7 protein-coding genes, 8 tRNA genes and 3 rRNA genes are annotated in these 13,098 nt (G+C 47.4%); 14 read left to right on the top strand and 4 right to left on the bottom strand.

All coding sequences use genetic code 11. The features are described 5' to 3' along the window. The first annotated feature begins 3 nt into the window (after window positions 1–3). The 8 genes from MKY98_RS01790 to MKY98_RS01825 all read left to right on the top strand — a co-directional run bounded on the left by MKY98_RS01790 (window position 4) and on the right by MKY98_RS01825 (window position 702). A tRNA-Gln gene (locus MKY98_RS01790) sits at window positions 4–78 on the top strand. 4 nt (window positions 79–82) lie between these two features. Then, a tRNA-Lys gene (locus MKY98_RS01795) sits at window positions 83–158 on the top strand. 14 nt (window positions 159–172) lie between these two features. Beyond that, window positions 173–260 (top strand) — tRNA-Leu (locus MKY98_RS01800). Window positions 261–266: 6 nt separating this feature from the next. Then, a tRNA-Gly gene (locus tag MKY98_RS01805) sits at window positions 267–341 on the top strand. A 10-nt stretch (window positions 342–351) separates the two neighbouring features. Beyond that, window positions 352–422: transfer RNA gene (locus MKY98_RS01810), tRNA-Cys, on the top strand. Window positions 423–448: 26 nt separating this feature from the next. After that, window positions 449–525: transfer RNA gene (locus tag MKY98_RS01815), tRNA-Arg, on the top strand. A 23-nt stretch (window positions 526–548) separates the two neighbouring features. After that, a tRNA-Pro gene (locus tag MKY98_RS01820) sits at window positions 549–622 on the top strand. A 9-nt stretch (window positions 623–631) separates the two neighbouring features. After that, a tRNA-Gly gene (locus MKY98_RS01825) sits at window positions 632–702 on the top strand. A 202-nt stretch (window positions 703–904) separates the two neighbouring features. Here MKY98_RS01825 and MKY98_RS01830 read toward each other — a convergent pair. From MKY98_RS01830 to MKY98_RS01840, 3 genes are all read right to left on the bottom strand, one after another. Beyond that, window positions 905–2,008 carry a PAS domain-containing sensor histidine kinase gene (locus MKY98_RS01830; RefSeq protein ID WP_029516027.1) on the bottom strand — a complete coding sequence of 368 codons (1,104 nt, stop codon included), beginning with the start codon at window positions 2,006–2,008 and terminating at the stop codon, window positions 905–907. Continuing rightward, window positions 2,001–2,654 carry a response regulator gene (locus tag MKY98_RS01835; RefSeq protein WP_029516026.1) on the bottom strand — a complete coding sequence of 218 codons (654 nt, stop codon included), beginning with the start codon at window positions 2,652–2,654 and terminating at the stop codon, window positions 2,001–2,003. The genes MKY98_RS01830 and MKY98_RS01835 overlap by 8 nt, the downstream gene beginning before the upstream one ends. Window positions 2,655–2,796: 142 nt before the next feature. Then, window positions 2,797–3,246: a GAF domain-containing protein gene (locus tag MKY98_RS01840; RefSeq protein WP_029516025.1), complete on the bottom strand. Its 450-nt coding sequence runs from the start codon at window positions 3,244–3,246 to the stop codon at window positions 2,797–2,799. A gap of 299 nt (window positions 3,247–3,545) precedes the next feature. Between MKY98_RS01840 and MKY98_RS01845 the strand changes: the two genes are divergently transcribed. The 4 genes from MKY98_RS01845 to rrf all read left to right on the top strand — a co-directional run bounded on the left by MKY98_RS01845 (window position 3,546) and on the right by rrf (window position 10,009). Further along, complete coding sequence (locus tag MKY98_RS01845) at window positions 3,546–4,286, top strand: Crp/Fnr family transcriptional regulator (RefSeq protein ID WP_029516024.1); 741 nt, start codon at window positions 3,546–3,548, stop codon at window positions 4,284–4,286. Window positions 4,287–4,862: 576 nt separating this feature from the next. Further along, a 16S ribosomal RNA gene (locus tag MKY98_RS01850) occupies window positions 4,863–6,418 on the top strand. Between the two features lie 395 nt (window positions 6,419–6,813). Continuing rightward, window positions 6,814–9,741, top strand: a 23S ribosomal RNA gene (locus MKY98_RS01855). A 151-nt stretch (window positions 9,742–9,892) separates the two neighbouring features. Then, window positions 9,893–10,009, top strand: a 5S ribosomal RNA gene (gene rrf / locus MKY98_RS01860). Together the 16S, 23S and 5S rRNA genes form the textbook arrangement of a ribosomal RNA operon. A 181-nt stretch (window positions 10,010–10,190) precedes the next feature. Here rrf and MKY98_RS01865 read toward each other — a convergent pair. Then, window positions 10,191–10,349, bottom strand: coding sequence for a hypothetical protein (locus MKY98_RS01865; RefSeq protein WP_165147892.1), 159 nt, complete (start codon window positions 10,347–10,349; stop codon window positions 10,191–10,193). 294 nt (window positions 10,350–10,643) lie between these two features. Between MKY98_RS01865 and MKY98_RS01870 the strand changes: the two genes are divergently transcribed. Together MKY98_RS01870 and MKY98_RS01875 are read left to right on the top strand one after the other, a co-directional pair. Beyond that, window positions 10,644–11,975 (top strand): extracellular solute-binding protein, encoded by a 1,332-nt coding sequence (locus MKY98_RS01870; protein ID WP_029514650.1) that lies wholly within the window; start codon window positions 10,644–10,646, stop codon window positions 11,973–11,975. A 228-nt stretch (window positions 11,976–12,203) separates the two neighbouring features. Continuing rightward, complete coding sequence (locus MKY98_RS01875) at window positions 12,204–13,094, top strand: carbohydrate ABC transporter permease (RefSeq protein WP_069010721.1); 891 nt, start codon at window positions 12,204–12,206, stop codon at window positions 13,092–13,094. Window positions 13,095–13,098: the final 4 nt, after the last annotated feature.

Genomic DNA, 13,098 nt, shown 5'->3' on the forward strand with positions numbered 1-13,098 from the left:
TATTGGGGATTAGCCAAGCGGTAAGGCAACGGACTTTGACTCCGTCATGCATAGGTTCAAATCCTATATCCCCAGCCATTAAGAGCCATTAGCTCAGTTGGTAGAGCACCTGACTTTTAATCAGGGTGTCGAAGGTTCGAGTCCTTCATGGCTCACCATTTATAATTATTTTGCGGTCGTGGCGGAATTGGCAGACGCGCACGGTTCAGGTCCGTGTGGGCTAACCCCCCGTGGAGGTTCGAGTCCTCTCGACCGCACCATATTTTGCGGACGTGGCTCAGCGGTAGAGCATCGCCTTGCCAAGGCGAGGGTCGCGGGTTCGATTCCCGTCGTCCGCTCCATTATCCATACGGCGCCATAGCCAAGTGGTAAGGCAAAGCTCTGCAAAAGCTTCATCCCCAGTTCAAATCTGGGTGGCGCCTTGACTACTCATTATGGAATTTAATATGCGCCCTTAGCTCAGCTGGATAGAGCGTTTGACTACGAATCAAAAGGCCGGGAGTTCGAATCTCTCAGGGCGCGCCATTTCTTAAAAAAATGTATAATGTCGGGATGTAGCTCAGCTTGGTAGAGCACCTGGTTTGGGACCAGGGGGTCGCATGTTCAAATCGTGTCATCCCGATACTGTTTTGCGGGTGTAGTTCAATGGTAGAACTCCAGCCTTCCAAGCTGGTAGCGTGGGTTCGATTCCCATCACCCGCTTTTTGCTATAGCGGATTCTTGTTGCCTCAGTGGTGACACCTTATAAATAAAGAGAGCCTGTCTGGGGACAGAGCTCTCTCTTTTTTTGTATTTATCCTCATGTAATCCACAATGTGTTGATTATCCATAATCTTCGGTATCGGTGTATATCGTTCTGATCATGCAACTGGTATACACCGATAACCGATCTAGTGGACAGTTTTTACACGGGAATGGTCAGCTGGATGGAGGTTCCCTCGTCTGGAGCAGAGGTTATGCTCATAAATCCCCCTACCCCTCTAGCTCGTTCTTCCATACTGAACAATCCAACTCCCTCTCCTTGGGACTTTCCAGAGAATCCAATGCCTTTATCCCGAATGGTCACTTGTATCATTTCATTTTGATCCTCAACGTCGACATATGCCTCTGCTACATCTGCGTATTTGGCTACATTCGTTAATGCCTCTTGTACAATCCGATAAATTGCAATTTCCTTGCGAATATCAACCCGTTTACGTAGATTGCATTGAAAATGCACCTCAATCCCGTAATGAGAACAGAAGTTTTCAATATAGGTTCTTATGGCTGGGACGACACCCAGATCATCCAGAACTGAGGGACGAAGTTCCCACGCTAGACCACGAACATCTTTGATGATGTCGGTCACCTGCGAACGGAGATTCTCCAGAGTAGCACTAGGTTGTTCGGCAAGTTGGCTATCCAATTGGATAATAAGTGAAAATAAGCTTTGCCCTATCCCATCATGCAGCTCTCTTGAAAAGCGTTTACGTTCTTCTTCCTGTATTTGCATGACTTGTGTCATCATAGACTGAAGTTCAGCTTCTACTCTCTTCAGTTTAGTGACCTCATTGCGGATCGCTAAGTACTGATAGGGTTTACCTTCCTCGTCCATAAACGGAACGATCGTAGTATTCACCCAGTAGTAGCTGTTATCTTTAGCACGATTACGTATTTCTCCTTGCCATACCTCACCTGAACGGATCGTAGTCCACAGGTTTTTCATGAAGGCGGGGGTATGATAGCCTGAATTAATGAGACGATGATCCTGACCGATCAGCTCTTCACGACTGTATTGCGAAATCTCACAGAACTTGTCGTTTACGTACTGAATAATACCTCGATGATCGGTCAAAGCAACGATGGAAGACGTATCTAGAGCAAATTTCAGATTGGATAATTGGTGGAGTGAGTTACGCAGCGCATGAAGAAAAGGGGATTCTGGTATATAAATTTCCAGATCATTCAGCAGTTTATCGGTTGATTCACCAAAGGCATGCTGCAGTAAAGGGTTAGAAGGTTCATTCATAATGGAGCAGCCCCTTTTTTAGTGCAAATTTGACTAGCTCAGGTCGTGTTTTCAAGTTAAGCTTCTCCATAAGATTGCTTTTATGGGACTCTACGGTTTTGACACTAATCACCAGATGCTCGGCAATTTCCTTGTTGGCATAACCTTTGGCTACCCAGGATAGAATCTCTTTCTCCCGCTCAGACAAGGATTCATAGGGTCCGGCTATGCCTTCCTGTTTGATTTTGTCCAGATATTCACTCATCAGTCGTTTGGTTGCATTCGGGTACAAATAGGCACTACCTTCGGCCACAGACTGGATGGCAGCGAGTAACTCCTCGTGAGGTGCGCTTTTTAAAATATATCCGGATGCTCCAGCTTGAATGGCTCGGAACAGATATTCTTCATCGTCATGCATCGTTAAAATAAGGACTTCTGTATCGGGCAGCTGTTTTTTTAATTCAGTGGTTGCTGTGAGACCATCTTTTCCAGGTGGCATGCTAAAATCCATGAGCACAACATGAGGTTGTAGCTCCACTGCCTTGCGGATTGCCTCATCCCCGTCTGCTGCATCTCCTACTACCTTAATACCGTTTTTGCCGTCCAATAGGGCCATGAGGCCAGAACGTACGACAACGTGATCATCCACTACTAGTATACGAATCAATTTGTCATCCCCTCGAACGGTAAAAAACCGTACGTTTTGTCATAATCATAGCAAATTTTAGGGATTTCAATCAACAAAGATAGTTAGGGACAGCTATATCAAGTATCTGATGAGGATCATTATCTATAGAAACATTGTTGAGCTATGGAGTGAGAGGGTAAGCACATAGTTGGCTAAGGCGTTGAGCTACTTGAGTAGCCTCGGCTATATCAGACTCTGTGAACATCCTCACATCACGATTACCAAGAAGCAGCACACCGTTGGGCAGATCCCCTGTGCTGGAAAAGGGAATGGCAACAGCAGAGTGAAGCTGCTCGGCCAGCATTAGTGCACATTCCTGACGCAGACGTATACTACCTGATAGCAAAGCACTTACAGTTACGGTACGTCCCAAGCGAACAGCCATACCGGCAATACCATGGCCAATCTTAAAAGAAATAAGGCGATAGCGATTGCTTCGGCTACCAGAGGCGTAATACCAATGCAACTTACCACCTGACTTAGACATAAATGCAAGGGCAGTGAGATCACCATAAATAGTATCTCTCAACTGGTTCAGTTCTTTTCGCATTTCATCCGTTATTTGTAGCATAGAAGACACATCCTTTTTCATAACCAAACTATATCTCTAGTTCATTGTAGTTTCGACAGTTGCAAAAGTAGATCGGGGAACCCCCTGATCTATAGGCGCAGGAAACACTGACTTTTCATCTGGTCGGATAAGGAGTAGGGAAATGGTCGATAAATGGGGCGTTAGCTTACTTCAGAAGTGATATTTATCACAGCAAATCAGGGAGTAGGAAGGTATAAAATCAGGTGTTCTCCCGATAACAACCCAGGCGTTAAAACATTATGATATAGATATCAGGTAAACACGAGGAGGACGCTAACATGCAAGCCACTTGTATGGAACGGTTTGGGGACGAAGCGGAACGCACGGGAATTCAGATTTATTTGACAGATGAGCATTTTGATCTGCTAAAAGATATTATGTCCTGGAAGAAGGTAAAGGCAGGCGTTATGCTTTTCCGAGAGGGCGATGATGCAGAGCAGCTTTATTATATACATTCAGGTCATGTCAAACTTCGTAAATCGACAGAAGATGGTAAAGAACTGATTCTGACCATTCAGCATCAAGGCGACTTAATTGGGGAATTTAGCGGGATAGATGGAGAAGAGTATAGTTGCACTGCGGAAACAGCTGATGTGTGTGAGTTAGGCGTCGTGCTTGTTAAGGATCTGGAGTCGCTCTTGTCCAAAAATGGGGAAATGGCACTTCAGTTCATCCAGTGGATGGCGATGAAGCAACGCATTATGCAATCGCGTTTTCGGGACTTACTGTTGTATGGTAAAACTGGAGCGTTAGCGTCTACATTGATCCGTGCTAGCAATACATGTGGCGTGGCTGTGAAGGATGGCATTTTACTAAATATGAAGCTAAGTCACTCCGAATTAGGTGAGATGATTGGAGCGACGCGCGAGAGTGTGAACCGGATGCTGAGCGCGCTGAAAGAGCAGGGAACCCTAGATACAAGGGATGGAAAGATTGTCATTCACGATCTCAAGGTATTACGTGGCATGTGCTGCTGTCCTTCGTACGGCCAATGTGCCCATGAAATTTGTCGCCTCTAATATATGAATACCATTAGGCGGGGTCCAAGAGACTTCGCCTTGCCGCAGGTCTTATAGCAATCTAGCACATGGGGTACGAACAACATAGATTACCAAATAACTAATTAACGTCGTATAGCGGCTAATTAGCAATAAAGTATATATATTAAATGGAACTGAATGCATGACATTTTATGCACCAACCGTTTTGAAGTAACAGTGGAGCTAATTCTAATAATGGTTGAATAAAAGGAGGAAGAAATCCCATATTTAAAAAAAAGGATATTTTTACAAGTTGCTTTCTCTGGCCGAAAATGATATATTATTTGAGCTGACAACAAAACAGCAGTTTCAAAAGCGAAAAACTTGGGTGAAATGATCTTTTTTTTAAAAAAAAAGCCCTTGCATTTTTGAAACGAACATGATATGATCTTATAGCTGCTGAAAAACGCAGCGAAAGAGAAATGTTTGATCTTTGAAAACTGAACAACGAGTGAGTAAAACGATTTTGTTCGCAAAATCAAACAAGAGATATTTTATCTCGTCAGTTTCAAAATGAGCTTATCGCTCTTTCTATAAACCAGCTTCGGTTGGTCTTTAATGGAGAGTTTGATCCTGGCTCAGGACGAACGCTGGCGGCGTGCCTAATACATGCAAGTCGAGCGGGGTTAGTTAGAAGCTTGCTTCTAACTAACCTAGCGGCGGACGGGTGAGTAACACGTAGGCAACCTGCCCACAAGACAGGGATAACTACCGGAAACGGTAGCTAATACCCGATACATCCTTTTCCTGCATGGGCGAAGGAGGAAAGACGGAGCAATCTGTCACTTGTGGATGGGCCTGCGGCGCATTAGCTAGTTGGTGGGGTAAAGGCCTACCAAGGCGACGATGCGTAGCCGACCTGAGAGGGTGATCGGCCACACTGGGACTGAGACACGGCCCAGACTCCTACGGGAGGCAGCAGTAGGGAATCTTCCGCAATGGGCGAAAGCCTGACGGAGCAACGCCGCGTGAGTGATGAAGGTTTTCGGATCGTAAAGCTCTGTTGCCAGGGAAGAACGTCTTGTAGAGTAACTGCTACAAGAGTGACGGTACCTGAGAAGAAAGCCCCGGCTAACTACGTGCCAGCAGCCGCGGTAATACGTAGGGGGCAAGCGTTGTCCGGAATTATTGGGCGTAAAGCGCGCGCAGGCGGCTCTTTAAGTCTGGTGTTTAATCCCGAGGCTCAACTTCGGGTCGCACTGGAAACTGGGGAGCTTGAGTGCAGAAGAGGAGAGTGGAATTCCACGTGTAGCGGTGAAATGCGTAGAGATGTGGAGGAACACCAGTGGCGAAGGCGACTCTCTGGGCTGTAACTGACGCTGAGGCGCGAAAGCGTGGGGAGCAAACAGGATTAGATACCCTGGTAGTCCACGCCGTAAACGATGAATGCTAGGTGTTAGGGGTTTCGATACCCTTGGTGCCGAAGTTAACACATTAAGCATTCCGCCTGGGGAGTACGGTCGCAAGACTGAAACTCAAAGGAATTGACGGGGACCCGCACAAGCAGTGGAGTATGTGGTTTAATTCGAAGCAACGCGAAGAACCTTACCAGGTCTTGACATCCCTCTGACCGGTCTAGAGATAGACCTTTCCTTCGGGACAGAGGAGACAGGTGGTGCATGGTTGTCGTCAGCTCGTGTCGTGAGATGTTGGGTTAAGTCCCGCAACGAGCGCAACCCTTATGCTTAGTTGCCAGCAGGTCAAGCTGGGCACTCTAAGCAGACTGCCGGTGACAAACCGGAGGAAGGTGGGGATGACGTCAAATCATCATGCCCCTTATGACCTGGGCTACACACGTACTACAATGGCCGGTACAACGGGAAGCGAAGCCGCGAGGTGGAGCCAATCCTAGAAAAGCCGGTCTCAGTTCGGATTGTAGGCTGCAACTCGCCTACATGAAGTCGGAATTGCTAGTAATCGCGGATCAGCATGCCGCGGTGAATACGTTCCCGGGTCTTGTACACACCGCCCGTCACACCACGAGAGTTTACAACACCCGAAGTCGGTGGGGTAACCCGCAAGGGAGCCAGCCGCCGAAGGTGGGGTAGATGATTGGGGTGAAGTCGTAACAAGGTAGCCGTATCGGAAGGTGCGGCTGGATCACCTCCTTTCTATGGAGAATCGTTTCCTGCGATGGAAACATTCAAATTAGCAGGTATAACGTACCTGCGACCGGATATTCAATTCGGTTCATCACATTCGTGTGAATGAAATGAATATCCTGAACTTACTCACTCGTTGCTCAGTTTTGAGAGCTCAAACTCTCAAGCTTCGACGAATACTTCATTCACACGTTCGTGTGGAACCGAAATATTCATCGGGTTTCGCTTCGATGAAGCGAATTGCACCTTGAAAACTGGATACCGAAACGAAATTGCGTTTTAGAATATTCCTTTAAGCTGATCTTGTGTAAACAAGTGAAATAAAGGTAGCTGCCTTGAATTTCATTCACACGTAAGTGTTGAACCGAAATTCAAAGCAAATCGTATTTACGATGTAAATACTAGGTTAAGCTACAAAGAGCACACGGAGGATGCCTAGGCGCCAGGAGCCGACGAAGGACGTGGCGAACAACGATAAGGCCTCGGGGAGCTGTAAGCAAGCTTTGATCCGGGGATGTCCGAATGGGGAAACCCGGCTGTCTTCATCGACAGTCACTTTCTGCTGAATACATAGGCAGAATAGAGGCAGACCAGGGGAACTGAAACATCTAAGTACCCTGAGGAAGAGAAAACAATAGTGATTCCGTCAGTAGCGGCGAGCGAACGCGGATTAGCCCAAACCAAGGAGCTTGCTCCTTGGGGTTGTGGGACGTCTCACATGGAGTTACAAAGGAACCGGTTAGATGAAGAGGTCTGGAAAGGCCCGCCAGAGAAGGTAAAAGCCCTGTAGTTCAAAACTTGTTCTCTCCGAGACGGATCCCGAGTAGTGCGGGGCACGTGAAACCCCGTATGAATCCGGCAGGACCATCTGCCAAGGCTAAATACTCCCTGGCGACCGATAGTGAAGCAGTACCGTGAGGGAAAGGTGAAAAGCACCCCGGAAGGGGAGTGAAATAGATCCTGAAACCGTGTGCTTACAAGAAGTCAGAGCCCGATCTATGGGTGATGGCGTGCCTTTTGTAGAATGAACCGGCGAGTTACGTTCCCGTGCAAGGTTAAGGTGAAGAGCTGAAGCCGCAGCGAAAGCGAGTCTGAATAGGGCGATCTTTAGTACGTGGACGTAGACCCGAAACCGGGTGATCTACCCCTGTCCAGGGTGAAGGTGCGGTAACACGCACTGGAGGCCCGAACCCACGCATGTTGAAAAATGCGGGGATGAGGTGGGGGTAGCGGAGAAATTCCAATCGAACCCGGAGATAGCTGGTTCTCCCCGAAATAGCTTTAGGGCTAGCCTCGGAAAGAAGAATCGTGGAGGTAGAGCACTGATTGGGTGCGGGGCCCGCAAGGGTTACCAAGCTCAGTCAAACTCCGAATGCCATAGATTTAGTTCCGGGAGTCAGACAGTGAGTGCTAAGATCCATTGTCGAAAGGGAAACAGCCCAGACCATCAGCTAAGGTCCCCAAGTGTGTGTTAAGTGGGAAAGGATGTGGAGTTGCACAGACAACCAGGATGTTGGCTTAGAAGCAGCCACCATTGAAAGAGTGCGTAATAGCTCACTGGTCGAGTGACTCTGCGCCGAAAATGTAACGGGGCTAAACACACCACCGAAGCTATGGCTTGATGCTTGCATCAGGGGTAGGGGAGCGTTGAATGCGGGTTGAAGGTGTACCGTAAGGAGCGCTGGACTGCATTCAAGTGAGAATGCCGGTATGAGTAACGAAAAGATCTGTGAGAATCAGATCCGCCGAAAGCCTAAGGGTTCCTGAGGAAGGTTCGTCCGCTCAGGGTAAGTCGGGACCTAAGGCGAGGCCGATAGGCGTAGTCGAAGGACAACAGGTCGAAATTCCTGTACCACCGTAATCCGTTATGAGCGATGGGGTGACGCAGTAGGGTAGTGACGCGGACGGATGGATGTCCGTCTAAGCAGTGAGGCTGGTGTGTAGGCAAATCCGCACATCGTTAAGGCTGGGCTGTGATGGGGAGCGAAAATTATAGTAGCGAAGGTCATGATCTCAGACTGCCAAGAAAAGCCTCTAGCCAGGAGAAGGTGCCCGTACCGCAAACCGACACAGGTAGGCGAGAAGAGAATTCTAAGGCGCGCGGAAGAACTCTCGTTAAGGAACTCGGCAAAATGACCCCGTAACTTCGGGAGAAGGGGTGCCTCGGTAGGGTGAATAGCCCGAGGGGGCCGCAGTGAAAAGGCCCAAGCGACTGTTTAGCAAAAACACAGGTCTGTGCGAAGCCGCAAGGCGAAGTATACGGGCTGACGCCTGCCCGGTGCTGGAAGGTTAAGGGGAGTGGTAAGCCTTCGGGCGAAGCTATGAACCGAAGCCCCAGTAAACGGCGGCCGTAACTATAACGGTCCTAAGGTAGCGAAATTCCTTGTCAGGTAAATTCTGACCCGCACGAATGGCGTAACGACTTGGGCGCTGTCTCAACGAGAGATCCGGTGAAATTTTAATACCTGTGAAGATGCAGGTTACCCGCGACAAGACGGAAAGACCCCATGGAGCTTTACTGCAGCTTGATATTGAATTTGGGTACGATCTGTACAGGATAGGTGGGAGCCGTCGAACTTTGAGCGCCAGCTTGAAGGGAGGCATCCTTGGGATACCACCCTGATCGTATCTAGGTTCTAACTTGGTACCGTAAACCGGTGCGAGGACAGTGTCAGGTGGGCAGTTTGACTGGGGCGGTCGCCTCCTAAAGAGTAACGGAGGCGCCCCAAGGTTCCCTCAGAATGGTTGGAAATCATTCGAAGAGTGCAAAGGCAGAAGGGAGCTTGACTGCGAGACCTACAAGTCGAGCAGGGACGAAAGTCGGGCTTAGTGATCCGGTGGTACCGCATGGAAGGGCCATCGCTCAACGGATAAAAGCTACCCTGGGGATAACAGGCTTATCTCCCCCAAGAGTCCACATCGACGGGGAGGTTTGGCACCTCGATGTCGGCTCATCGCATCCTGGGGCTGAAGTAGGTCCCAAGGGTTGGGCTGTTCGCCCATTAAAGCGGTACGCGAGCTGGGTTCAGAACGTCGTGAGACAGTTCGGTCCCTATCTGTCGTGGGCGTAGGAAATTTGAGAGGAGCTGTCCTTAGTACGAGAGGACCGGGATGGACGTACCGCTGGTGTACCAGTTGTTCCGCCAGGAGCACCGCTGGGTAGCTATGTACGGAAGGGATAAGCGCTGAAAGCATCTAAGCGTGAAGCCCCCCTCAAGATGAGATTTCCCAGTATGTAAGACCCCTTGAAGACGACGAGGTAGATAGGTTGGGGGTGGAAGTGCAGTAATGCATGGAGCTGACCAATACTAATCGGTCGAGGGCTTATCCTAAAGATAAAGCGCAATGAGTTTCGGATCCAGTTTTCAGGGTGTAACCTTGAAGGTATGTACAAGTGACATACGACAAGCGCATGGCTATTCATTCACACAATAAGTGATGAACCGAATAACCTTACGGAAGAATTTGCGTAGCAAATTCATGTTTGGTGGCGATAGCGGAGGGGTTCCACACGTACCCATCCCGAACACGACCGTTAAGCCCTCCAGCGCCGATGGTACTTGGACCGCAGGGTCCTGGGAGAGTAGGACGTCGCCAAGCACGATAAAAGAGAGCACAGCCCGTTAAGGCTGTGCTCTTTTTCCTATAACCGATTTATTTATCATTCACCTGAAAGATCACCATTATGGATTCGGTCAAAAGTTTTATGGTATCTTGGTTGTCCTTTATATAGTGGTGCCTAGTCAGTATTTTTAACTGAGGACAGTATTAACTGGGGCAGTTAATCTATTTCAACCTGTTCTGTCTGAAGGACACTCAAGGCTTGAAGTTTACGGGTAATTTCTTTTTGCCACTTGGTATCTCCGACTTGTACGGCAAGATTGAGAAGGTCCAAATAATCATCAATATGCAGGGAGGTTTTACTGAAAGTTTCTTTCACTGCGGTCCTGCCTCCTTTAAAGTCTATGTGTATTTATCATTTAATAATGATAATCATTATCAAATGATGATCTTATTCATATTATGCCTGTGTTCTAGATAAATTGCAAGTTATGATATGAATGAATTTTGAAGCACGCAAATGAGGGCTTGAAAAAACAAACCCTTCTCCTTAAGTTCACGCATTGTTCACGTCTTTTCTATGGAACATAATGAAAAGAACAAGCGGGCATTGAGTGTCCACCAATAAGGAGGGCAAATTGCGCAATGCTTCAACAAGAGGAGGAAAAAGACCATGAGCAGAACAAAAATGAAAGCGTTTGCTATTATGATGGCGAGCGCCTTGGCATTGACGCTGGCAGCTTGTAATAACGGACAAAGCGCAAGTCCGGGAAATTCAGGAGAACCGAGCAAAGGCACCGCAACGAAAGATGTTACGATTACCTTTCAGAACATCAATCCTGATCCGAGCACCCCTTCGTACAAAATGATTAAGCAAATTGTAGGTCAATACGAGCAGGATCATCCTCATGTCAAAATTGAATTGGATTCGCTAAATACAGATCAACAAAAGCTTAAGCTGAAAACACAGGCAGCGGCGAAGGAAGTGCCTGATATCACGATTGTAAACCCTGCTGCACAGATGAAGCCATTCGTAGATGCCGGGCTGCTAGCTCCATTAAACGATGTGGCTGATAAAGAGGGGTTAAAAGATACGTTCCAGAATGGACTTCTTAATTACTATAGCTTCGATGATAAGCTCTACGCTTTTCCGGACGGCAACAATATAGAAGTGGTGTTTTACAATAAGGAACTGTTCAAGCAGGCGGGAATCCAGAAGTTGCCGACCACCTTTGACGAGCTGATTACGACGGTCAAAACGCTGAAGGCGAAGGGAATTACTCCGATTGCCATTGGGGAAAAGGATTCATGGACGGGGTCCCTCCTTTTTATGAACATTTTGTTGCGTACGAATGAAGGACCGAATTTTCTCAATGATGTACTGGACGGCAAAAAGACGTTTAACGACCCGGCTTTTGTGGAAGCGGTGGATGCATTCCAGGAATTGGTGCAGGCAGGAGCTTTCCCGGATGGAGCTACGTCTATTGATTACAATGCAGGTGGTAATATTTTTAAAACAGGAAAAGCCGCGATGTATATCATGGGTACGTGGGAAACGGGGTCAATTGATGCTTCTTCGGTAGCGGGTAAGGTAGGAGCGTTTCAATTCCCTACGGTGAATGGCAAGGGTGATGTGAATGAGTATGTAATTGCGCCGGGCAGCGCATTTGCGGTATCTGCGAACAGTGAACATTTACAGGAGACGAAGGATTTTCTGCACTATTTTATTAAGGAGATGCCCAAAATTCAGTTTGATCTGAAAAATGCGATTGGCAGCGGTCAGAAAATGAAAGGTGATCTGAAGGAAGCGGGCTACTCCGAGTTAGCAATTAGTCTTAATGAGCTGTTCAAGAATGTAAAAGGGGGCGATCTCGCCTTTGATAATACGATGAATCCGGCTATTGCGCAGGCGCATCTGAGTAGCATTCAAAACCTGTTCGTACAAAAAGAAGACTCCGCACAAGTTGCTAAGGAACATCAAAACACTTTTGAAGCGAATAAATAAGTGAGGATTTTACAAAAATCCAGTAAGCGACTTCCGATGAACAGTATATAGATCGAAATGGCCTAGTTCATCTAGATATTGCACTTTGGAGTGACTGGAATGGAATTTTGCAAAATCCCGAAGTAGCAGGCACTAGGGAGGGGGCGGAATGCTTCTTCCCTGATTGGAAATCATGTAGGTTGTACATCCTCAGAAGATGTTCAGAATCAACATAAAGGAGATTAGAGCATGAATGTACTGAAGGTGCCAGCACGTACCATTGCCGTTTTCGTGCTACCCTGCCTGTTGTTGTATACCTGTATGGTATTTGTTCCAATTTTGGTGTCGGTATATTGCGGATTGCTGGATTGGAACGGAATCGCCGAGGCAAAGTTTGTGGGGCTGGCTAATTTTGAGCGGATTTTCACATCAGATTCAGTGTTCTGGCCATCCGTGAAACGGACTATGATGTTCGCTGTGTTTTCCATGCTGGAAATTCCGTTTTGTCTGCTGCTGGCGATCTTGCTTAATCGCTATGTGCGTAAGGCCAATACGCTGGTAACGATGTATTTTCTGCCGGTTATTCTGTCGGTGGTCATTATCGGGCAGCTGTGGAAGACGATCTATAATCCAGCCTCGATGGGTGGAATGCTGAACGGTATTTTGCTGGCGATTGGGCTGGAAAGCTGGACACGCTCATGGCTGACGGAACCGCTGATCGCGATGTACGCCCTCTATTTTGTATCGTTATGGCAGTATTTTGGCTATCATTTGCTTATCCAGTTTACCGGGGTACAAAATATACCGAATGAGCTGTACGAAGCAGCCAAAATTGATGGAGCTGAAGGATTCAAAGCAGACCGCTATATTACGCTGCCGCTCATTGTACCTATTTTCAAGATATCAATTGTATTAGCATTTATCGGCTCCCTGCAATCGTTTGATTTGATTTGGGTGATGACGGGTGGAGGACCAGCCCATGCGACGGATACAGTATCTACGTATATGTACAATATGTCCTTTTTATCGATGAAATACGGATATGGCAGCGCATTGGCTTCAATTCTCGTAGTGATTTGCTTGTCATTTACAATTGTGATAAATTTTGTTTTCAAACGAATCGAAAATAAGGTAAGCTAAAGGA

The organism is Paenibacillus sp. FSL M8-0228 (assembly GCF_038007385.1).
In the GTDB taxonomy this organism is placed as follows: domain Bacteria; phylum Bacillota; class Bacilli; order Paenibacillales; family Paenibacillaceae; genus Paenibacillus; species Paenibacillus polymyxa_D.

Excerpts from the sequence above, each read along its gene's own strand:
- MKY98_RS01870 (WP_029514650.1), top strand. The coding sequence starts at position 10,644 with ATGAGCAGAACAAAAATGAAAGCGTTTGCTATTATGATGGCGAGCGCC.
- MKY98_RS01830 (WP_029516027.1), bottom strand. The coding sequence starts at position 2,008 with ATGAATGAACCTTCTAACCCTTTACTGCAGCATGCCTTTGGTGAATCA.
- MKY98_RS01845 (WP_029516024.1), top strand. The coding sequence starts at position 3,546 with ATGCAAGCCACTTGTATGGAACGGTTTGGGGACGAAGCGGAACGCACG.
- MKY98_RS01840 (WP_029516025.1), bottom strand. The coding sequence starts at position 3,246 with ATGCTACAAATAACGGATGAAATGCGAAAAGAACTGAACCAGTTGAGA.
- MKY98_RS01875 (WP_069010721.1), top strand. The coding sequence starts at position 12,204 with ATGAATGTACTGAAGGTGCCAGCACGTACCATTGCCGTTTTCGTGCTA.